We start from the raw sequence: 21,395 nt of genomic DNA, 5'->3' as shown, positions 1-21,395 counted from the left end.
GTATCTTTCTATAAATCCGATTAACTTAGAAATTATCTTTTAAACTACGTAAATGAGCGAACTCTTCCACACTTTCAGCACGTAAAAATGGATTAGTAGCCAATTCTAGTTCAATACTACTTGGCAAAGTAATTTTACCTTCTTTGCGAAGTATGCGGACTTGTTCTGCACGTTCTTGTAATGCGTGGTTTTCAGGTTCAACACTTAAGGAAAATTCAGCATTGGAGAGTGTATATTCATGTGTACAATAGACTTTCGTTGTGGTTGGAAGAGCTGCGAGTCGATTTAAAGAGTGATACATTTGCTCTGCCGTACCTTCAAATAGTCGGCCACACCCCATTGCAAACAAAGTATCACCACAAAAGAGGGCATTCAGTTCCTCAATAAAATACACAATATGCCCTAAGGTATGACCTGGTGTGGCAATAATCTCTGCCTTTAAATCATTAAATTTTAAATGGTCATCATGTTGAAGGGGATGAGTAATACCAGGAATTTTGCTTAGCTCATCTCTTGGGCCATATACAGCCAAAGTGGAGTTAGCCGTTAAATCTGCAACGCCACCGATATGATCTTTATGCCAGTGAGTAAGCCAAATTTGCTTTAAGGTTAAATGATGGTCATTGCAAAATTGAGTGACTAATCCACCTTCTGTTGGATCCACAGCAACAGCTTCATGAGTTTCAGTATCTTCTAAAATCCAGATATAGTTTTGTAGGGCATTTTGCACATCAATAAAATGAATTCTATAACGCATTGTTTTATCCTGAAACCAAATCCAAAGAGTAACCACTAATTTTGATGATAACAGAAAATGGCATTAAGCCATGTACTCAACTTTTTAATAACAGGAGACTATAAAAACAAAAAGCCCCCGTTTAGGGAGCTTTCTATATAAATGACTTAGCGTATCTTAGAGAGCCAGTTGCCTAAAGTCTGTACAATCTGTACCAAAAGCAAGAGGATAATCACTGTTAAAATCACAACGCTTGTATCAAAACGTTGATAGCCATAAGAAATGGCTAAGTCACCAATACCACCAGCACCAACTGCACCAGCCATAGCGGTTGCACCAATAAGGCTAATCGTAGCAGTCGTCAAGTTCAAAATAAGAGAACTACGAGCTTCAGGTAAAATAAAGCGTGAAATAATCTGCCAAGGTGTTGCACCCATTGCTTGAGCAGATTCGATAATTCCTTCATTTACTTCAAGTAGGGAAGTTTCAATAAGTCGGCCCATATATGGTCCAACATAAATCGTTAAAGGAACGATTGCCGCCCATGTACCAATTGAAGTGCCTACCAAGAACTTGGTGAGTGGAATAACTGCAATAAGTAAAATAATAAATGGCAGAGAACGCAATGCATTTACAATTGGGTTAAGCAAATGATAAATGAATCTGTTTGGTAAGATCCCTTCTGGGCGAGTTACAAGCAGAATAATGCCTTGGATGAAGCCCCAAATACCACCAAATATAAGCGCAAAGAACACCATATTAAAGGTTTCTTGTAATGCAGTTACAAACTGGTCCATAGAAAGGGAACTTTGCCAGAAAGGCTGAGTAAGTTCAGTTAACCATTGTACGATTAAATCTCTCATACTTGATCTCCTGATTGAACTACGCTCACTTCATTTTTCTCTAAAAACTCAATCGCTTGACCGATCAACTGCGGGTCACCTAAAAGCTGTACAAACATTTGACCAATCACTGTGCCATTAATTTCAGTCATATTGGCAAATAAGATATTTAAACTAATATCATATTGTTTAATAAGTGACTGAATCACAGGTTCTTGAGCCGAACGCCCTAAGAATTGTAGGCAATAGATGCTGTGGTGATGTTGATTTTCTAATTGATTTAGAATGTTAACTGGCAACTGCTGATGTAAGACAGTTTGTATAAAGTTTTTAGTTGTTGGATGCTGAGGATTACTAAAAATATCAATAGTTGAGCCTTGCTCAATCACTTTACCAGCTTCCATAACTGCAACATGGTCACAAATAGATTCAATGACATCCATTTCATGAGTAACCATAACAATTGTGATTTTCTGTTCTTGATTGATTTTCTTTAAAAGCTCTAGAACTGATTGAGTAGTTTGCGGATCTAGTGCAGATGTGGCTTCATCACATAATAAAATTTTAGGATGATTTGCCAAAGCACGAGCAATACCAACACGTTGCTTTTGACCGCCAGACAGTTCATCTGGATAGGCATCTTTTTTATGCTTAAGATCAATAAACTCTAATAATTCATTTAAACGCTTTTCACGTTCTGCTTTTTTGTAATTTAGCAGGCGCATTGGCATTTCGATATTTTCAGCAACTGTTTTGGTTTGAAGCAAATTGAAATGCTGAAAAATCATACCAATATTTGCACGCTCCTGACGTAATGAACGTGCATCTAAAGCAGTGAAGTCCTTTTGATTAATAATAATCTGACCTTCATTTGGTCGTTCAAGTAAATTAATCAGGCGAATTAAAGTACTTTTACCTGCACCACTATAGCCAATAATGCCGAAAATACTGCCCTCTGGAATCTCTAAATTGATTTGATCGAGTGCGCGTATGGTTTGGCTTTTGAGCTGATAGTGCTTTGAAATGTTTTTAAATTGAATCATATCGTCAGAAACTATGCTTGAAAGAAAAAACAGGCAAAGATAATTTGCCTGTTTCACGTTTGGGCTATTATATTACTATTTAGCTTCTGAGAGATAGCTGATTGGTTTGTCTACGTCAACTTTTGTTCCACCAAAGTGTTCTTCAATGTATTTTTTAACAGCTGCAGTGTGGTAAAGCTTACCAACTTTTTGCAAGACAGGATCATTTTTACGTGATTCAGCAGTTGCTAGAACGTTGACACTAAGTTTTGAGATTTGATCAATAGGTTCATAGAACATAGAATCTTTGAGTACGTTTAAACCTCCCTCGAGTGCTATGGTATTATTTAATACAACTGCATCAAATTCATTTTTAAGACGTAATGCAGTTTCCATTTTGATTGGTTTGATGTTGATCTTTTTAGGATTTTCGATAACATCAATTGGACTGCCCTGAATAGGATTATAGTCAGCTTTAAGCTTGATTAAGCCAGCAGTTTGTAACAAGAGTAGCGCACGAGATTCGCTGGCAGCATCATCCGGGATTGAAATAATTGCACCTTCAGGAAGTTCTTCAATTTTTTTGTATTTACTTGAATAAATCCCCATTGGCTCAATATAAGTGGTAGAAACCGCTGCAATCTTATCCGGGTTTGAATTATTAAATACAGTAAGATAAGAATAAGCTTGGAATGCGTTCAAATCTACTTCTTTATTTGCAACTGCTGTATTCATTGAAACGGAATCTGAGAAGTTTTTTACTTCTAACTTCAGTCCAGCAGCTTGGGTTTCAGGTAAAGATGCGATATAACGCCAAATGTCAGCATCCGAACCTGTAGAGGCAATTACTACCTTTTGTACTTTGGAACTATCATTGTTTTGTTCGGCTTGTTGAGCATTTTCTTGTTTGCTACATGCTGTCAATAATACTACTGACATGCTTAAAAAAAGGCTGATCAGCTTTTTCATTTAAAAAAGTCCTGATTAAGATATAGAACAATAACGATTGATCTATATCAATATGAAAAGAGAGGAGTTGGAATTACAACTAGTCTAAACTCTGTGATCTTTTTCTGGGGTTCCATAATTTGCTTGCATATTTTGGCTATAACAGAGGGTAATTGTTTAATAAACAAAAACTGTTTCCCCAAACAGTTCATCCCCAACAGTAGCCAAACGAGCATTCATAAATTTAGAATATTAAAAAACTCTCTACAGGCATAATTTGTAGAGCAAGTCTTTATGGAAATTATTAAAACAGCAGTGTCTGATGACAGTTACAACTATGTACTAATGATAGCAATAAAAATGTAGTTGATATAGAGGGCTTTTTTCTATTTGTTGATATCTTAATAAATCTTCTAAAAAATTTATATCATTTTCTTCTATTGGCGCACAAAATAAAAAAAGCTTCCTAAATAGGAAGCTTTTTTTTGCTAACTTTTATTCAGCTTTTTCACGTGCAATCGCGCGGTAACCGATGTCACTACGGTATTGCATACCTGTGAAAGTTACTTGGCCGCATACTTCTAAAGCATTAATTTGTGCTTCAAGAACGCTGTCACCTAAAGCAGTTACGCAAAGTACACGTCCACCAGAAGTCACAATGTGACCATCTTCACGAGTTGCAGTACCTGCGTGGAAGATTTTAGTATCTTCAGGTGATTGGCCGATACCAGAAATCACATCACCTTTACGTACGCTATCTGGGTATCCTTCTGCTGCAAGTACAATACCGATTGACTTACGCTCATCCCACTCAGCTTCTTTTGGTAAATTACCTGCAATACCTGCTTCAACCAAATCAACAAGAGATGATTTTAAGCGCATCATGATTGGTTGAGTTTCAGGGTCACCAAAACGGCAGTTAAATTCAATTACGCGTGGTTGACCTTGCTCATCAATCATTAAACCAGCATATAAGAATCCAGTGTAAACATGTCCGTCAGCCGCCATACCATCAACAGTTGGACGCATAATTTCAGTCATTACGCGCTCAAAAACATCTGGAGTTACAACTGGAGCAGGAGAGTAGGCACCCATACCGCCAGTGTTTGGACCTTGGTCACCTTCAAAAATACGTTTATGATCTTGTGAAGTTGCCATTGGTAAAATATTTTTGCCATCAATCATACAAATGAAAGAAGCTTCTTCACCAGCAAGGAACTGTTCAATTACAACGCGTGAACCAGCATCACCAAATTTGTTACCTGCAAGCATGTCATCAATTGCTGCAAAAGCTTCTTCGTTGGTCATTGCAACGATTACGCCTTTACCAGCAGCAAGGCCGTCAGCTTTAATAACGATTGGTGCACCATTTTTTTCAACATAAGCTTTAGCTGCATCAACTTCAGTAAATACATCGTAAAAAGCAGTTGGAATGTTATGGCGTTTTAAAAAGTGCTTAGCAAATGCTTTTGAGCCTTCAAGTTGTGCTGCATATTGAGTCGGTCCCCAAATTTTTACACCCGCTTCACGTGCAGCATCTACTACACCATTTACTAACGGTGCTTCTGGACCAACAACAACGAGTTCAACATTATTTTCTTTAGCAAAAGCAATAATTGCTGGGTTGTCTAAAATATCAAGTTGAACGTTAACGCATTTTTCTTCTGTTGCAGTACCAGCATTACCAGGTGCAACAAAAACTTGAGTAACTTTGGCATCTTGCGCGATTTTCCATGCTAAAGCATGCTCACGACCACCACTACCTAAAACTAAAATATTCATTTTTAATTTGTTCCTTAACTTTAATCCTTTTTCATCCCCCTCTATTTCTCGAAGTGGAGAGATAGTTCCATTATTGTGGAAAACCCTCCTGAATAAAAGGAGGGTTAGGGAGGACTAAATTTAAATTAGTGGCGGAAATGGCGCATACCAGTGAAGACCATTGCAATACCAGCTTCATCAGCTGCTGCAATGACTTCTTCATCACGCATAGAACCACCTGGTTGAATAATGCATTTAATGCCAGCTTTAGCCGCATTATCAATACCGTCACGGAACGGGAAGAATGCATCAGATGCCATAACAGCGCCTTCAACAACCAAACCAGCATGTTCTGCTTTAATTGCAGCAATACGCGCTGAGTTAACACGGCTCATTTGACCCGCGCCTACACCAATAGTTTGACGGTTTTTTGCATAAACAATAGCGTTTGATTTTACATATTTCGCAACTTTCCATGCGAAAATAAGGTCATCAATTTCTTGTTCAGTAGGTGCACGTTTAGTAACTACTTTAAGATCATCTTTAGTGATCATGCCCAAGTCCTGGTCTTGAACAAGTAAGCCACCGTTAACGCGTTTATAGTCAAGTTGTGGAGCGCGTGCATCAATTGCAGGTAATTCGCCACATACTAAAACACGAACATTTTTCTTCGCACCAGTTACTTCAAGTACGCCATCAGCAATACTTGGAGCAATAATAACTTCAACGAATTGACGGTCAACAATTGCTTGAGCAGTTGCAACATCTAACTCGCGGTTAAATGCAATAATGCCACCAAAAGCAGATTCTGGATCTGTTGCATAAGCTAAATCATAAGCAGCTTTAATGCCGTCTAAAGAAACCGCAACACCACAAGGATTAGCATGTTTTACAATTACACAAGCTGGTTTAGCAAATGATTTAACACATTCAAGTGCAGCATCTGTGTCAGCAATGTTGTTATAAGACAATTCTTTGCCTTGTAATTGTTTTGCTGTAGAAACAGATGCTTCTTTTGCAGTTGCTTCAACATAGAAAGCAGCAGATTGGTGTGGGTTTTCACCGTAACGTAAGTCTTGTGCTTTATTTAATTGAGTGTTGAACGTACGAGGGAATAAATCAGCTTCACCTTCGGTCTTACCAACGCGAGCGCCTAAGTAAGAAGCGATCATGCCGTCATATTGAGCAGTATGTTCAAATGCTTTAACAGCTAAATCGAAGCGTGTTTCATAAGAAAGTGAACCAGCAGCTTTTAATTCGTTAATCACTGTATCGTAATCTGAAGCATTTACAACAATACCCACAGAAGCGTGGTTTTTAGCAGCAGCACGAACCATTGTTGGACCGCCGATGTCGATATTTTCGATAGCATCAGCAAGTGAGCAGTTAGGTTTAGCAACTGTAGCTGCAAATGGATAAAGGTTGACTACAACTAGATCGATTGGATCAATGTTGTGTTCTTGCATAACTGCTTCGTCTAGACCACGACGAGCTAAAATGCCGCCATGAATTTTGGGATGTAGTGTTTTTACACGGCCATCCATCATTTCTGGGAAACCAGTATGTTCAGATACTTCAACAACAGCAATGTTATTATCTTTAAGCAACTTATATGTGCCGCCTGTAGATAATAATTCTACCCCTAAAGCTGCAAGGTTTTGAGCAAATTCGACAATTCCTGTTTTGTCTGATACAGAAATCAAAGCACGTTTAATAGTCATGATGTTCAAGTCAACAATTTCAAGTCTACGGATTAAAACCAATTAGAAGCATAAAAAAATGCCCACGACGTCGTGAGCATTTTATCATTTATTCACTCATTAAACCGTGAGCTTTTAACTTTTTGCGTAAAGTGCCGCGGTTTAGTCCAAGAATTTCTGCAGCACGTGTTTGGTTGCCACGAGTATATTCAAGAACTACAGATAAAAGAGGTTTCTCCATTTCTGCTAGCACCATGTCATATACCTGAGATGGTTGCTCACCTTGCAATTGTGCAAAATAATGACGAACTGCGCGATCCACGTGGATGCGAAGAGCAACATCAGATTGTGCAGTAAAAATAGGAGATTTGCTATTCATGCGAGTTAATCCGAAAATCAAATACTAGCTTGGGTAAAGTAGTATATAAATGTGGTCTAAAATACGGAGTCCTGTTTTAGATCCTAAAACAGTGACTCTAAAACATAAGAACAATTAGCTTGCCATAAATCTTCGTATTGAGTAAAAAATAAGCGTAACAATAGTTAAATATTTGTTACAGCCCCCTCAAAAACAAAAAAAGTTAGGCTATGCGCTTAATTTAGAAAAGCACACATGCTTAACAGTATATTTTTTGAATTGAGAGCGAGGAGTATATGAGTCAAAGCTTTCGTGGCGCGTATCATACCATTGTCTAGGAAAAAGTGAGCAAATTAACTGCATTTTTTTTTATTTTTTTTTCACTTTTTTTACAATTTAGGGGTGGACAATTTCTAATCGATAATTTAGTAAGCTCTTTTTGCTTTTATTTAAGACAAATTGGAATCTAAAAGGTGTATTGGTTGGAATACGTTGAATTCCACGTAAATTTTCTACCAAGTACTGATTAGGTGTGAAAATGATTTGTTCTTGATCAGTTTGTGAACCAAAACTGAGTTTTAGGCTTGGTAGCTCAATACTTTTATTATTTTGATTGACCAAAACACCTGAAACTTGAGTATGTTCTGAATCAATTCTACGTAGTTTCACTTTCTCTATATTAAGAAGTTCGTATTGTTCAGCTGACTTACTGCAATGCAAAATTTCGCATACATAATTAAATGCATGACTAATAGCAGGACTCTGTTGCATGAGTTTTGGGTTAAACCAGAGAATCTGAAAAGTGAAAACCAAAATCAGAATCAGATTTGCCGAACTCCAAAGCGTATAATATAACCAACTATGTTTTTTACCATGATCTTGTTCGGGGGAGGTTGCTTGCTCTGCTAAGTTGAGATTCGGTAGTGCATTGATTGGTTCATTATGAAAGTAATTTAAATTATTTAAATATGTCAGAAGATCAATATTAGAGTTTTCAACTTTTTGATCAAAGATATCTAAAACATGAGAGTGAGTCATATATCGTGTTTGAATAGAACCATTGGCTAAAACAGATAAGTTTGTTGGTTCTGGTAGTTCAACACTAACCAAGTTGGTAAGAGCATTAAAATTTAAATTACATTTAGGGCAACAAACCATACCCTGAGCAACAGTTAACTGGGTAAGAGAAACTTTATAAACTGTTAAACACTTAGGGCAGCGGGTTTGTTTTTCATTCATGAGTTAAATAGTCTCAGTTTATTGTTTTGCGTTTTCCTGAAATGCGACACCAATTTTCTTCGCGCTTTTCAATATCTAATATATCAAAAAATTCAGAATAAACACCTGAAACATCAGCAACTTGCTCTTCAATTACACCAGCAAGTGCGAACTCACTATCAGATTTAACTAATTTTGCAAACTCTGGCGCAAGTGCCATCAAAGGGCCTGCTAAAATATTTGCAACTAAAACATCTGCTTGTTGAGGTTTGAATTCTTGATCAAACTCTTCAGGGAGGCCAACATATAAACCATCTAGAACGCCATTGAGCTCAGCATTTTGTTTTGTTGCTAAAACAGCTTGCGGATCAATATCTGTCGCATAGACTTTTTTAGCACCTAATAATAAAGCTGCAACACCTAAAATGCCTGAACCACAACCATAATCAATTACGATTTTATCTTTAACATCAGTTTTGCCTAACCATTGTAAGCATAAGAATGTACTTGCATGGTTACCTGTGCCGAAAGCTAGACCTGGATCAAGTTTAATATTGGTCGCGTCTGCTTCTGGTGGCTCTAACCATTCAGGTACGATCCAGAATTTTTCCCCAATTTGAATAGGTTCATAATAATCCATCCATGCGCGTTCCCAAACTTGGTCTTCAAGTTCTTCATGACGCATTGGCACATCTGGAAGTTGAGCTTTTAAGAAAGCTTCTAATGTATCGACATCGATTGGGTCTTGTTCGTCTTGTTGATAGATACCTGTAACAATGACTTTATTCCATAAAGGTGTTTCGCCTGGTAATGGTTCAAGTAGAGCCTGATCTTCGGCATCATCCAGAGTTACGCTTACCGCACCTAGAGACATTAAAAGTGTTTCTGTGAATTCAACTTGTTCTTGATCAACGGTAATGTGTATTTGTAACCACTTCACGAAAAGGACCTAAAATTTTATTTAAAGGCCTATTGTAGCCGACTAGAGTACTTTAAAAAAGAAAACGGCCCATCTTTAATGGACCGCTTTTGAAAATGATGATGTGGTATAGAAGAAAATTAAGTGATTTCTTTATACCTTAAGTCAAAACTATATTAAGGAGCAGGGGCTTTAAACTGTAATTTGCCGTTTTCATTTGGTTGGCAAGTACCGTTAAAAGTTGCGCCATTGTGGCTGTAAGACACCCATTCGCCCTGACGTTTTTTCGCACAAGCTCTAAGTTCTTTTTGCATCACTGATTTGCTTGAGTCGGCAGAATGATGAGTTGTTTTGCTGGATTTAGCCATATGAGTCGACTTTGCAGTATGATTGGTCGCAGCGTGGGTCAACGTTACGCCTGAAAAACAAAGGAGAGATGCAGTTAAGATTTTTAACATGGTGCTTTTCATTTTGTGTTCCTTCTAGTTACGTTAGTTTTAAAGTCATATAAGTGCTGTACAATTTTTATTCTAAAATGAAATATTTCAAAAAACATTCACTTTGTATTGAATTCATGCAACAAAATGTCAAAACATGTGGTGTAGCGTAAATCATGTGATGACAATTTTGTAATTATGTACATCAATAAGCAGATAATTTTGCTATAATGTTCCGTCTTTTTTTTCTGGTGTTTTTGTACTCATGCACTATCCTAAAGTTTATGATGTTATCGTTATCGGTGGCGGTCACGCAGGTACGGAAGCGGCACTTGCTGCGGCGCGTATGGGACGACAGACTTTGCTTTTGACCCATAACATTGAGACTTTGGGTCAGATGAGCTGTAACCCAGCAATTGGTGGTATTGGTAAATCACATTTAGTACGTGAAATTGATGCACTTGGCGGTGCGATGGCTTTGGCTGCTGATAAAGGTGGTATTCAATTCCGTATTTTAAACTCACGTAAAGGTGCGGCAGTACGTGCAACGCGTGCTCAGGCTGACCGTGTTCGCTATAAAGCTGCAATTCGTGAAACTTTAGAAAACCAAGCAAATCTTGATATTTTCCAACAAGCGGCTGATGACCTGATTGTTGAAGGCGATACCGTTAAGGGTGTTGTTACCCAAATGGGTATTCGTTTTGACACAAAAACTGTTGTGTTAACTACAGGTACATTCTTGGGCGGTGTTATTCACGTTGGTTTAGAAAAATCAAGCGGTGGTCGTGCAGGAGATCCTCCTTCTATTGCACTTGCTCAACGTTTACGTGAATTAAAACTACCAGTAGGTCGTTTAAAAACTGGGACACCACCACGTATTGATGCGCGCTCAGTTGATTTCTCTGTTATGACACCACAACCGGGTGACTTTCCGTCTCCAGTGATGTCATTCATGGGTGATGCTTCGATGCATCCTGAACAAGTGAACTGCTATATTACGCATACTAACGAAAAAACACATGACATTATTCGTGGTGGTTTAGATCGTTCACCAATGTATACCGGTGTCATTGAAGGTGTAGGTCCGCGTTACTGTCCTTCAATTGAAGATAAGATTCATCGTTTTTCTGATAAAGACTCGCATCAGGTATTTTTAGAACCAGAAGGCCTAGATACACATGAGCTTTATCCAAATGGTATTTCGACTTCATTACCATTTGATGTTCAGTTTGAACTTGTTCGCTCAATTCGTGGTATGGAAAATGCCCATATTTTGCGTCCAGGTTATGCAATCGAATATGATTATTTCAATCCGCAAGCTTTGAAATTCACCCTTGAAACCAAAGCAATTAACGGCTTGTATTTTGCAGGGCAAATTAACGGTACTACCGGTTATGAAGAAGCGGGTGCCCAAGGTTTACTTGCTGGTTTAAATGCTGCACGCCGTGCTTGGGAACAAGAAGAGTGGACACCGAAACGTGACCAAGCTTATATGGGCGTATTGGTTGATGACTTGATTACTTTGGGTACAAAAGAACCATACCGTATGTTCACTTCACGTGCGGAATATCGTTTGATGTTACGTGAAGATAATGCCGATCAACGTTTAACAACAATTGGTCGTGAACTTGGTTTGGTTGATGATGTTCGTTGGGCTGCTTATTGTGAAAAAATGGAAGCAGTTGAGCGCGAAACATCGCGTCTACAACATTTGTGGGCGGCGCCTAATAATCCAATGGGTAAGAAATTTGTCGAAATGACTGGTGCTGACTTGAGTAAAGAATGTAGTGCGATTGATTTACTTAAACGTCCTAATATTAGTTTTGCTCAAATTGCAGAGCTTACAGGTTCGGAAGTTTCTGAACAAGTTGGTGATCAAATTGAAATTGCTGTTAAATACGAAGGTTATATTAACCGTCAGCATGAAGATGTAGCTCAATTAAAGCGTCTTGAAGAAACAAAAATTCCAGCCGATTTCGATTATGATGTTGTTTCTGGTCTATCGCGTGAAATTACTCAGAAATTGAAAACTGTTCTTCCAGAAACGTTAGCTCAAGCGAGTCGTATTCCTGGTGTTACACCAGCTGCTGTTCAGCTTGTAATGATCACGATTCGTAAAAATAACATGATGAGAAAAACAGCTTAATTATTTTAGTATGTAAAAAAGCTCAGTTTATACTGGGCTTTTTTATTTTCTGATCAAAAAATATATGGAAATTTCCTAAGGAAGAAAATAGATTTCGCTTCCTTTTTTTCTTATTTCACAGGTTTCAAAACGAAGGTTATATTAAATTCACGTTCAAACAAGAGGGTTTTAAATATGACAATGAAATCGATTCGTTACAATAGAGATGAAATGGCATGCCAATGCTCATGTTTAAAATAGCGCAAAACAAGACAAGAGGCAGATCAGTTTTGGTGGGGGAGAACATATTGATCTGAACATAACCAAAAATATAAATGCCAATATAAAATTAAGAAAATGATAATTCAAAATCTAAAGAGAACCTTGAGGTTCTCTTTTTTATATCTATTTATTCTCAGATTCAATTTCTCGTACAGCATTGTTTACTTGAATAGGTTCGATACGTAGTAGTTTTTTCCCAAAACTTCGTAACCACCACACTAGTTGAGATGTAAATGGAACGGTTGCTGTAACTTCGACAATGTTTTCTTCAATTGGAGTAATTGTTTGATCTTTACTTAACTGGCTTTCATAAAAAGTTTTAGCGGTTTGCTCAGTCATTGTTAATGTGAGTTGAATAGATTCTGTAGGTTGGTTGTAATCTACTCTAAAACCTAAAGCACCTGAGTCAATATAGTGATCAATATCAAAGTTGACGGGGTGAAGCGCACGACTTTCTAAAACTTTTGCTGATCTGAAACGGTGCAAAGCAAATGTTTGTACTTCAGTTTTGTCATGTCGGGTGCAAATTAAATAAATGACAGCACCTTTTTGGACCAAAGCAAGTGGATTTAAAATATAAGTTTTGTCTTCACCTTGGTTTACACGAGCTTGATATACACATTCAATTTGTTTGTCTTGTAGCAAGCCTTCGTATATAGCTTGTTGAGCAGCACGATCGACTACAGGTGGAATAAGCGGCTGACTTGCTGGCACAATGCGTACACGATTAATCCATTGCCTTACATTATTCTGTGTAGATAGACTGCGTTTTGCCAAGTCAAACCAAGGCCCCATTTCATCTAATAGGCTAGGTGGAAGCAAATGTTTGAGATGTTCTTCAACCATCATAAAGGTCACCGCTTGAGAGCTTGTCATATGCGGTAAGCTTTGAATTGGAGCATCTGATTGCCAACGCCAGCCTTGAGGTACGGCTTTATTGCTTTCAATTGGAAAACGCTGAGCAATTTGATTTAAATCACGCTGAATTGTCCTTAAACTGATTTCAATACCTTCACGCTCAAGCATTTCTTGTAATTCTCGAGTTCCGATCCATTTACCGGTAGGGAGGCGAGATAAAATCTGCCATTGGCGATATAAACTATTTGAAGTTTCTTTTTCTATTACAGACATAAGCGTAATAAATCTATATCCAATTGCTTTGGTGTCACCACAATAAAAAAACTTTACACATTTAGCAAGTTTGTCAGATTCAGTTTGTGGCTGCCGTTACAATCAATGCTAAAATTTAGAAGAAAGTTATAACAATGAAAGCCAATAAGTATTATAGATATATAAGTGGCACTGAAATTGCTTATTTAAAAATGAAATATAGATAAATGATAAGACGAGGTTGCTATGTCAGAACAAGAGAAAGACCTACAAGCCGATATTGAATATTTTTTACAAGAGCGGGCGACCAACGCAGCATTACTTAACCAGAGTCCATCGTTTATAGAAAATCTTTCTGTACAGACGAATTTATTTGAACAACTAAAATCGCAGTTTTTCAATGAGATGTTAGATGATGTAACGTTTAATGGAGCAGCTTCTAAAAAAATTGAGCAATGGTTGAGTATTCGTACCTTAGATGAACTTAAGCAATTAAATGCTCAGGCCAAACAGCATTTTCTCTATCAAGGGATTACTTTTAATGTATACGGTGATAAAGAGGGCGCGGAACGGACGATTCCTTTTGATTTAATTCCAAGAGTTATTGAAAAAAAACAATGGGAAAAAATTGCAGCAGGCTGTGCGCAGCGAGTTAAAGCTTTAAATTACTTTTTAGATGATATTTATCATGGACAACATATTTTGAAGGAGAAATTAATTCCAGAGAACCAGATTGTTTGTCATGAAGCCTTTCAGCCACATATGCTCAAGCATTCACTAAAAGGTAAAATTTATTCTCAAATTAGTGGAATAGATATTATTCGTGATGGCGATGGGGAGTTCTTTGTATTAGAAGATAACCTAAGAACACCTTCAGGGGTGTCATATATGATTGAAAGTAGAAATATTAGTCAACAACTTATGCCTGAGCTTTGTGCTGCTAATAATTTACAAGGAATTGAACATTATCCAAGTTTATTAAAAGAAATACTTCAAGAAAATTCAGAAGTTGATCAACCCTTTATTGTGCTCTTAACTCCAGGGCGTTTTAACAGTGCTTATTATGAGCATGCTTTTTTAGCGCGTGAAATGGATGTACCACTGGTTACTAACCGAGATTTATTTGTAGAAAATGATCAAGTTTTTGTTAAAACCATTCGCGGGCGCCAAAAAGTTGATGTGATTTATCGACGTTTAGATGACGATTTCTTAGATCCACTTGCATTTCGACCTGATAGTGCTCTTGGGGTAGCGGGGCTTATGTCTGCTTATTTACAGAAAAATGTAGTGATTGCCAATGCACCTGGTACAGGGGTTGCTGACGATAAATCAATTTATCCATATGTTGATCAGATGATTCAATATTATTTGGGAGAAACACCAATTTTAAAGAATGTACCTACTTATCAATGTCGAGAAAAAGAACATTTGGATTATGTACTCACTCATATTGACCAATTAGTAATTAAAGAGGCTCAAGGTTCTGGTGGTTATGGCATGTTAATTGGACCTAAAGCGAGCTCATGTGAAATTGATGAATTTAGAAAAAAACTGATTGCTACACCGCATGAATATATTGCGCAACCAACATTAGCTTTATCTGTTGCACCGACTTTAACAACATCAGGGGTGGCTGAACGTCACATTGACCTACGACCGTTTGTATTGAGTTCTCCTTATCGCACTGAAATTGTACCCGGAGGCTTAACACGAGTAGCCATGCAGGCAGGATCTTTAGTCGTAAATTCCTCACAAGGAGGAGGTATTAAAGATACATGGGTTGTTGAGACATTACATTCCTAATCGTTGGTTAAAGAGGAAATTTATGGTTTTACTCAATTCGAGTGCGCACCACATTTATTGGTTGGGCCGTTATTTAATGCGGATTAAATTTGCTGTATCACACTTGCCATTTACAAATGATGAAAAAGCAAGTCAATTTGCATCAGCATTTGGGCTGCTTATTGAGCAAGCGGAATTACTGAATTGCTATATGTTAGATACTCAACAAACATATTCATTACTGAACCAGTTCGCTATTGCCAAAGATAATATCCATGAATTAAGAGGAATATTATCTTCTAGTGCGTATGCGGAATTGAATCATGCGATTAAGTCTATTCAAGCTAACCCTGATTCATTAAATCAGGCTTTGGATAAATGTAATCAAATACTTAGTGCTGAACATGAGGATATTGCCCTTTTTCTGCAATTGGGCCAAAAGATTGAACAATTCGATATACAACTACGTTTTCAACAAGACCTTACAGTGCTTTTACAAGATTTGGAAAAATTACTCAAACGACTTAATGACTTAGGGGGGGATAAATTAAATGAAGTGTGGACATTGTTGAAAGATCATCCAAATTGGGAGGGTTACTATAATTTCACACAGCAGTTGGAATATATGTTCGAGGCATAATTATGAAACTGATGATCAATCATCAAACGCATTATCACTATACGGAAACTGCTAAAAACAGTATTCAGTATATTAAAATGATGCCTCAAACATCATTACATCAGCATGTCTTGAATTGGGCAATCAGTGTGCCTGGAGATAAAACTCTCAAAAGGGATATCTTTAATAATATTTGGTTAACGGCTACTCAGCGCTACGAGTATCAGCATTTAACTTTTATGGCGCAAGGGATTGTCGAGCTTCTTAATACAGAAATAGGTGGAGTAGATGTATCTATACCTATGAGCCTATTTCTTCAAAATACAGAAGCCACAAAATATGATTCTGAAATGTTGGATTTTGCTCGGAGAATTGTAACGGTAAAAGATAGAAAACATATTGCTTTACTCAGTGAAAATATTTTGCAAAAGATGCCTTATCAACCAGATAGTACCTCTGTTCATACGATTGCTACAGAGGGTTTTCATGCAGGACAGGGAGTATGCCAAGATCATGCACATGTTTTAATTGCTATGTGCCGTGCGTTACAATTACCAGCACGTTATGTCTCTGGTTATTTATTTGATCAAAATTCCCCCCACCTTGCCAGTCACGCTTGGGCGGAGGTATTTTTAGATAATCAGTGGTATTGTTTTGATGTAAGCAATCAATTGTTTACACCAATGCATCATATTTATCTTGCGGTTGGTCGAGACTATCTTGATGTTGCGCCGATTAGAGGTGTGAGAGAAAAAGGTGGAGTCGAAAATATGATGTCTGTGGTTCAAGTGTTGGCCTGTTGAATGTGAAGAGAGCGAAATGACCTATTGTTGTGCACTGAGATTAGAGCAGGGTTTGGTGTTTATAAGTGATACTCGAACTAATGCAGGGGTCGATCATATTTCTGTGTTTCGTAAACTTCATACTTTTGGTGTGACGGGTGAGCGATTTATTGCTTTGCAAACAGCAGGTAATTTAGCAACAACACAAGCGGTTATCGGGCATTTGCAAAATGCCCTTACTTTGCAACAAGAGCCTAATCTATATAGCATTAACACAATGTTTGAAGTGGCTGATCTAGTTGGTAAGACTTTAAAAAATGTTTTAGAGGATATTAGCTCGGATACTCAAGAACAAATGAATTACGCCTGTAGTATTTTAGTGGGTGGGCAAATTAAAGGCGGCGATATGCAGCTTTATAATGTTTATCCACAAGGTAATTTTATTTGTGCAACGACAGATACGCCTTACTTTCAAATTGGTGAAAGTAAATACGGTAAGCCTATTTTAGATCGTGCTTTATATTATGCTATGCCGTTGGATGATGCGCTGCGCTGTAGCTTAATCTCGTTTGACTCGACGTTGCGTTCTAATGTTTCTGTAGGTTTACCTTTAGATGCACTAGTCTATACTAAAGATAGTTTTGTAATCCCTATGGGGAAGCGAATTAGTGAAGATGATCCTTATTTTTCACAAATAAGTCATCAGTGGTCGGATACTTTACGTCGTGGACTGCAAGAAATGCCAAAACCTACCGATGATTATTGGCGTTAAAAATGACTTTAAATAAAAAATCCAAGCAGAGCTTGGATTTTTTATTGATTAAATTATTAAGTGCTTTGGCGGACTGGTCGAGTACTTAAGCGACAAAGTAATTCATAACCAATTGTGCCATTTGCATCAGCAACATCATCAACTAAACGATGTTTACCCCAAAGTTCAACTTGAGTACCGAGTTTTACTTGGGTATTTGTGACATCAATTGCAATCATATCCATACTAACTCGCCCTACAACTGGGCAAAGTTTGCCATCAACAGCGACAAAATTTTGCTTTATATAAGCTCGTGGATAACCATCCCCGTATCCAATAGAAACTATTGCGATATCCATAGCCTTTTGAGCGCAAAAAGTAGAACCATAACCAACATGTTCACCAGCTTGAATATGATTTACCGCGATAACTTCTGCTGTGAAAGACATGACTGGTTTTAAATCAAGCTCATGTACTGTTTTATCTGCAAAAGGTGAAGCACCGTAGAGCATGATACCAGGACGTACGTAGTCGAAATTTAGTTCTGGCCATTTAAAAATAGCGGCTGAATTACAACAAGATGCTAAAACTGGATCACAAGCTTGTTTTACGTGCAAAAATTGTTGTTTTTGCTGCTCGTTAAGTGGGTGGTCTACATCTGCATTGGCAAAATGCATCGTAAGTACACAAGTAAATCCTTCAGATTTTAAAGTTTTAATAACTTCAATAATTTCCGGATTTTTAAAACCTAAGCGGTTCATACCGCTGTTCAGCTTAACCCATACTTTTAGACCTTGGGCGATATAGGCTTGTTTATATTTAATTAACCACTCAAACTGTTGTTGATGGTGAATTATACATTCAAATTTTTCTTCAATTGCGATAGGCATTTCATCTTCAGAAAATACCCCTTCAATTAAAGTTACAGGTTGCTTAAATCCGAGTTGTCGAATTTCTAAGCCTTCTTGTAAGCAAGCGACACCAAAGGCATCTGAGGCATTTAAGGCTGCTAAACAGTCTTTGACTCCATGTCCGTAAGCATTGGCTTTGACCATACTTACGATTTTTGAATTTGCTGCGAGTTGTTTGACACGGTTTAAATTATATTGAAGCGCTTTGTGATCAATATAAACTGTTGCTTGACGCACCCTCATTTACTCCTTTGGGCTAGAGATAGAGTTTATTCTTCATCATCATATTGGCTGTAATACTCAGGAGAGAGATTACTAAAACGAGTATATTGACCTTCAAAGGCAAGACGAACAGTACCAATTGGACCATTACGCTGTTTACCAATGATAATTTCTGCGGTGCCTGCTTCTTTAGATTCTTTGTTATAGACTTCATCACGATAAATAAACATGATTAAGTCGGCATCCTGCTCAATCGCACCCGATTCACGTAAGTCAGACATTACTGGGCGCTTGTTTGGTCGGTTTTCCAGACTTCGGTTAAGCTGAGAAAGCGCGATAACAGGACATTGCATTTCTTTCGCTAATGCTTTTAAGCTACGTGAAATTTCCGAGATCTCGCCTACACGGTTATCACCCATACCTGGAACTTTCATAAGCTGTAAATAGTCGACCATGATACAGCCGATTTTGCCATCATGCATTTTGGCAACGCGCCGAGCACGAGCACGGAGTTCAGTTGGGGGTAGGGCTGATGAGTCATCAATATACAAATGCATTTGTTGAAGTTGCAGAATAGTGCCTGTAACTTTAGTCCATTCATCGGCATCTAAGTTACCTGAACGCAAATGCCCTTGATGAACTTTACCCATTGCCGAAATTAGACGCATAGCAATTGAGTCTGCTGGCATCTCCATCGAAAATACCAAAGCTGGAAGTTGGTTGTATTGCAAGACGCTTTCAACCAAGTTCATTGCAAAGGTGGTTTTACCCATAGATGGACGTGCTGCGACAATAATTAAATCTCCCGGTTGCATACCAGAAGTTTTATTATCAAGTTCTAAGAAGCCTGTGGTTAAGCCTGTAATATTGCCATCGAGTTTTGAGAGCTCATCAAGTTTGCTAATCACATCAGCAGTTACAGAGCTAATTGCTTTAGGGCCAGAATCTTTTTTGTTGTTATTATGCTGTTCTGCTAAAGAAAAAATACTGGTTTCGGCCAAATCTAAAATTTCACTTACACCTCGACCTTTTGTGTCATAAGCATTTTGCAAAATTTCAGTACTGACTTTAATCATGCTACGTAGCGTAGAGAATTCTTTAATTTTGGTCGCATAAGTTTCAAGGTTGTAGAAACTCGAAGGCGAGTCAGCCATAAGCTGCATCAAATATTCTTCACCACCGATTGCACTAAGTAAATTTTGTTTTAAAAGCCAGTCATTCACTAAGACGGCATCGTATGGGGAATTTTCCTGTGCCAATTTTTCAATCGCACGATAAATGTACTTATGACGAGTTGCATAAAAATCATTTTCTTTGAGTAGATCACTCACTTGTTCAAAAGATTCAGCAACAGTCATCAGCGCAGCAAGTACAGCTTGCTCAATGGCTAAATTGTGTGGGGGAGTGCGAAACTCTTTAAGTTGGCCTGATTCACTCGTTTTGTTTTCTGTTGGAGATGAAAGCGTTAAAGAAGTGGCATTCGCCTGAGACATAATTAGACCTGATGATAAAATGTGTACACAAAAAGGGTTTTAAGCCAAGAACTATCTTAAAACAAAAGTAAATAAACTACCTAATTAAAAAACCAATTAAACTGAAGAACTGATCAGGAATTAATATATCTAATTTTGTTGCAAAAATTTAGGATATAAAAAAAGAGCATGCGTGAGCATGCTCTTTTTTTTGATGAGAAATTACTCAGATACGATAGTAACGAGAACTTCTGCAACAACATCATGATGCAATTGGATTGCGATGTTGAATTCACCAGTGTGACGAAGCGCACCATTAGGTAAACGAACTTCTGCACGGTCAACTGTAAGACCAGCATTCGTTAATGCGTCAGCGATGTCACGAGTACCGATAGAACCGAAGAGTTTACCTTCGTCACCAGCTTTAGCAGTGATAACGATGTTAACTTCGTTCAATTGTTCAGCACGTGCTTGAGCAGCAGCTAAAATTTCAGCTTCTTGCTTCTCAAGTTCAGCACGACGAGCTTCAAAAGCAGCAGTGTTAGCTTCAGTAGCTGCAACTGCTTTACCTTGAGGGATAAGGAAGTTACGGCCGTAACCAGCTTTAACTGATACTTTATCGCCTAATTTACCAAGGTTCTTAATGCGTTGTAATAAGATAACGTCCACAGATCACCTCACTTATGGTTGTCAGTGTACGGAATCAAAGACAAATAGCGAGCTTGTTTGATAGCAAGTGCTAATTGACGTTGATAACGAGCTTTAGTACCAGTGATACGGCTAGGAACAATCTTGCCGTTTTCAGTGATGTACTGTTTTAAAGTGTCGATATCTTTGTAGTCGATGTACGCAACATTCTCAGCTGTAAAGCGGCAGAACTTGCGACGACGGTAAAAACGTGCCATTGATGTTCTCCTTATTCAGCTTCTTGAGCAACTTGCTGTGCTTCTTCACGTTGAGCTTTACGCGCACGCTTTTCTTCAGCACTCTTAGCAAGCAATGACTCTTCAGTGATTGCGTGTTCACGACGGATGATAAGGTTACGAATGATTGCGTCGTTATAACGGAATAATTCTTCTAACTCATCAAGCGTAGCTTGACCACATTCAACATTCATAAGAATGTAGTGCGCTTTGTGAATTTTGTTAATTGGGTAAGCCAATTGGCGACGGCCCCAATCTTCTAAACGGTGAATTTGACCTTCAGCTTCTTTGATCTGAGAGATATAGCGTTCAACCATACCTACAACTTGATCGCTTTGGTCTGGGTGTACCAAAAGTACGATTTCGTAATGACGCATTGTCAGCTCCTTACGGTTTAAACAGCCCCTAAAAAATTAGAAGCAAGGAGTCATAGCTAAAATATAATATAAATAGCTACGTCGCATAAAATGCGAAG

Annotated in this window: 21 protein-coding genes; 5 read left to right on the top strand and 16 right to left on the bottom strand. The window is 38.0% G+C overall.

The features are described from left to right. Positions 1–25: 25 nt before the first annotated feature. The 10 genes from gloB to B554_RS0112750 all read right to left on the bottom strand — a co-directional run bounded on the left by gloB (position 26) and on the right by B554_RS0112750 (position 9,974). Positions 26–757 (bottom strand): hydroxyacylglutathione hydrolase, encoded by a 732-nt coding sequence (gloB, locus tag B554_RS0112795; protein WP_019458358.1) that lies wholly within the window; start codon positions 755–757, stop codon positions 26–28. Between the two features lie 146 nt (positions 758–903). Beyond that, positions 904–1,599 carry a methionine ABC transporter permease gene (locus B554_RS0112790; protein ID WP_004700797.1) on the bottom strand — a complete coding sequence of 232 codons (696 nt, stop codon included), beginning with the start codon at positions 1,597–1,599 and terminating at the stop codon, positions 904–906. Next, positions 1,596–2,621, bottom strand: a complete 1,026-nt coding sequence (locus tag B554_RS0112785) for a methionine ABC transporter ATP-binding protein (protein WP_019458357.1) — start codon at positions 2,619–2,621, stop codon at positions 1,596–1,598. Before B554_RS0112785 ends, B554_RS0112790 begins: the two co-directional genes overlap by 4 nt. A gap of 75 nt (positions 2,622–2,696) precedes the next feature. Then, positions 2,697–3,569 carry a MetQ/NlpA family ABC transporter substrate-binding protein gene (locus B554_RS0112780; protein WP_019458356.1) on the bottom strand — a complete coding sequence of 291 codons (873 nt, stop codon included), beginning with the start codon at positions 3,567–3,569 and terminating at the stop codon, positions 2,697–2,699. A gap of 474 nt (positions 3,570–4,043) precedes the next feature. Further along, positions 4,044–5,330: a phosphoribosylamine--glycine ligase gene (gene purD / locus B554_RS0112775; RefSeq protein WP_019458355.1), complete on the bottom strand. Its 1,287-nt coding sequence runs from the start codon at positions 5,328–5,330 to the stop codon at positions 4,044–4,046. A 125-nt stretch (positions 5,331–5,455) separates the two neighbouring features. Continuing rightward, on the bottom strand, positions 5,456–7,030 hold the full coding sequence (gene purH, locus B554_RS0112770; protein WP_019458354.1) for a bifunctional phosphoribosylaminoimidazolecarboxamide formyltransferase/IMP cyclohydrolase: 1,575 nt from the start codon (positions 7,028–7,030) through the stop codon (positions 5,456–5,458). Positions 7,031–7,118: 88 nt separating this feature from the next. Further along, complete coding sequence (gene fis / locus B554_RS0112765; RefSeq protein ID WP_001086304.1) at positions 7,119–7,388, bottom strand: DNA-binding transcriptional regulator Fis; 270 nt, start codon at positions 7,386–7,388, stop codon at positions 7,119–7,121. Positions 7,389–7,763: 375 nt separating this feature from the next. Beyond that, positions 7,764–8,606, bottom strand: coding sequence for a zinc-ribbon and DUF3426 domain-containing protein (locus B554_RS0112760; protein WP_019458353.1), 843 nt, complete (start codon positions 8,604–8,606; stop codon positions 7,764–7,766). 13 nt (positions 8,607–8,619) lie between these two features. Next, a complete protein-coding gene (prmA, locus tag B554_RS0112755) occupies positions 8,620–9,525 on the bottom strand; it encodes a 50S ribosomal protein L11 methyltransferase (RefSeq protein WP_019458352.1) in 906 nt (301 codons plus the stop codon). A 155-nt stretch (positions 9,526–9,680) separates the two neighbouring features. After that, complete coding sequence (locus B554_RS0112750) at positions 9,681–9,974, bottom strand: hypothetical protein (protein WP_019458351.1); 294 nt, start codon at positions 9,972–9,974, stop codon at positions 9,681–9,683. A 232-nt stretch (positions 9,975–10,206) separates the two neighbouring features. On the opposite strand from B554_RS0112750, the gene mnmG reads away from it, so the two are divergent. Continuing rightward, positions 10,207–12,087, top strand: coding sequence for a tRNA uridine-5-carboxymethylaminomethyl(34) synthesis enzyme MnmG (mnmG, locus tag B554_RS0112745; protein ID WP_019458350.1), 1,881 nt, complete (start codon positions 10,207–10,209; stop codon positions 12,085–12,087). A gap of 384 nt (positions 12,088–12,471) precedes the next feature. Here the strand turns inward: mnmG and B554_RS19045 are convergent, their stop codons facing one another. Beyond that, entirely contained in the window at positions 12,472–13,479 is a 1,008-nt protein-coding gene (locus tag B554_RS19045; protein WP_019458349.1) for a helix-turn-helix transcriptional regulator, read from the bottom strand. Between the two features lie 225 nt (positions 13,480–13,704). Between B554_RS19045 and B554_RS0112735 the strand changes: the two genes are divergently transcribed. From B554_RS0112735 to B554_RS0112720, 4 genes are read left to right on the top strand one after another with little or no spacing between them, the layout of a single operon-like run. Further along, positions 13,705–15,261, top strand: a complete 1,557-nt coding sequence (locus B554_RS0112735) for a circularly permuted type 2 ATP-grasp protein (RefSeq protein ID WP_019458348.1) — start codon at positions 13,705–13,707, stop codon at positions 15,259–15,261. A gap of 22 nt (positions 15,262–15,283) precedes the next feature. Further along, on the top strand, positions 15,284–15,880 hold the full coding sequence (locus tag B554_RS0112730) for an alpha-E domain-containing protein (protein WP_019458347.1): 597 nt from the start codon (positions 15,284–15,286) through the stop codon (positions 15,878–15,880). Between the two features lie 2 nt (positions 15,881–15,882). Next, a complete protein-coding gene (locus B554_RS0112725) occupies positions 15,883–16,662 on the top strand; it encodes a transglutaminase family protein (RefSeq protein ID WP_004700822.1) in 780 nt (259 codons plus the stop codon). A gap of 16 nt (positions 16,663–16,678) precedes the next feature. Beyond that, positions 16,679–17,413 (top strand): proteasome-type protease, encoded by a 735-nt coding sequence (locus tag B554_RS0112720; protein ID WP_004700824.1) that lies wholly within the window; start codon positions 16,679–16,681, stop codon positions 17,411–17,413. A 56-nt stretch (positions 17,414–17,469) separates the two neighbouring features. Here B554_RS0112720 and alr read toward each other — a convergent pair whose 3' ends face one another. The 5 genes from alr to rpsF all read right to left on the bottom strand — a co-directional run bounded on the left by alr (position 17,470) and on the right by rpsF (position 21,297). Then, positions 17,470–18,540, bottom strand: a complete 1,071-nt coding sequence (gene alr, locus B554_RS0112715) for an alanine racemase (RefSeq protein ID WP_019458346.1) — start codon at positions 18,538–18,540, stop codon at positions 17,470–17,472. A gap of 32 nt (positions 18,541–18,572) precedes the next feature. After that, positions 18,573–20,018 carry a replicative DNA helicase gene (gene dnaB / locus B554_RS0112710; protein WP_004700827.1) on the bottom strand — a complete coding sequence of 482 codons (1,446 nt, stop codon included), beginning with the start codon at positions 20,016–20,018 and terminating at the stop codon, positions 18,573–18,575. Positions 20,019–20,219: 201 nt separating this feature from the next. Further along, complete coding sequence (rplI, locus tag B554_RS0112705) at positions 20,220–20,666, bottom strand: 50S ribosomal protein L9 (protein ID WP_004700828.1); 447 nt, start codon at positions 20,664–20,666, stop codon at positions 20,220–20,222. Positions 20,667–20,674: 8 nt separating this feature from the next. Beyond that, positions 20,675–20,902, bottom strand: a complete 228-nt coding sequence (rpsR, locus tag B554_RS0112700; protein WP_000090661.1) for a 30S ribosomal protein S18 — start codon at positions 20,900–20,902, stop codon at positions 20,675–20,677. An 11-nt stretch (positions 20,903–20,913) separates the two neighbouring features. Further along, entirely contained in the window at positions 20,914–21,297 is a 384-nt protein-coding gene (gene rpsF, locus B554_RS0112695; RefSeq protein WP_004700831.1) for a 30S ribosomal protein S6, read from the bottom strand. Positions 21,298–21,395 lie beyond the last annotated feature (98 nt).

The organism is Acinetobacter sp. GG2 (assembly GCF_000292385.1).
Taxonomy (GTDB): domain Bacteria; phylum Pseudomonadota; class Gammaproteobacteria; order Pseudomonadales; family Moraxellaceae; genus Acinetobacter; species Acinetobacter seifertii.
Note: the sequence above shows the minus strand (reverse complement) of the source record. Positions and strands in the feature narration are given on the sequence as shown.

Coding starts and splice junctions, on each gene's coding strand:
- gloB (WP_019458358.1), bottom strand. CDS start 757: ATGCGTTATAGAATTCATTTTATTGATGTGCAAAATGCCCTACAAAAC.
- B554_RS0112790 (WP_004700797.1), bottom strand. CDS start 1,599: ATGAGAGATTTAATCGTACAATGGTTAACTGAACTTACTCAGCCTTTC.
- B554_RS0112785 (WP_019458357.1), bottom strand. CDS start 2,621: ATGATTCAATTTAAAAACATTTCAAAGCACTATCAGCTCAAAAGCCAA.
- B554_RS0112780 (WP_019458356.1), bottom strand. CDS start 3,569: ATGAAAAAGCTGATCAGCCTTTTTTTAAGCATGTCAGTAGTATTATTG.
- purD (WP_019458355.1), bottom strand. CDS start 5,330: ATGAATATTTTAGTTTTAGGTAGTGGTGGTCGTGAGCATGCTTTAGCA.
- purH (WP_019458354.1), bottom strand. CDS start 7,030: ATGACTATTAAACGTGCTTTGATTTCTGTATCAGACAAAACAGGAATT.
- fis (WP_001086304.1), bottom strand. CDS start 7,388: ATGAATAGCAAATCTCCTATTTTTACTGCACAATCTGATGTTGCTCTT.
- B554_RS0112760 (WP_019458353.1), bottom strand. CDS start 8,606: ATGAATGAAAAACAAACCCGCTGCCCTAAGTGTTTAACAGTTTATAAA.
- B554_RS0112750 (WP_019458351.1), bottom strand. CDS start 9,974: ATGAAAAGCACCATGTTAAAAATCTTAACTGCATCTCTCCTTTGTTTT.
- mnmG (WP_019458350.1), top strand. CDS start 10,207: ATGCACTATCCTAAAGTTTATGATGTTATCGTTATCGGTGGCGGTCAC.
- B554_RS19045 (WP_019458349.1), bottom strand. CDS start 13,479: ATGTCTGTAATAGAAAAAGAAACTTCAAATAGTTTATATCGCCAATGG.
- B554_RS0112735 (WP_019458348.1), top strand. CDS start 13,705: ATGTCAGAACAAGAGAAAGACCTACAAGCCGATATTGAATATTTTTTA.
- B554_RS0112730 (WP_019458347.1), top strand. CDS start 15,284: ATGGTTTTACTCAATTCGAGTGCGCACCACATTTATTGGTTGGGCCGT.
- B554_RS0112725 (WP_004700822.1), top strand. CDS start 15,883: ATGAAACTGATGATCAATCATCAAACGCATTATCACTATACGGAAACT.
- B554_RS0112720 (WP_004700824.1), top strand. CDS start 16,679: ATGACCTATTGTTGTGCACTGAGATTAGAGCAGGGTTTGGTGTTTATA.
- dnaB (WP_004700827.1), bottom strand. CDS start 20,018: ATGTCTCAGGCGAATGCCACTTCTTTAACGCTTTCATCTCCAACAGAA.
- rpsR (WP_000090661.1), bottom strand. CDS start 20,902: ATGGCACGTTTTTACCGTCGTCGCAAGTTCTGCCGCTTTACAGCTGAG.
- rpsF (WP_004700831.1), bottom strand. CDS start 21,297: ATGCGTCATTACGAAATCGTACTTTTGGTACACCCAGACCAAAGCGAT.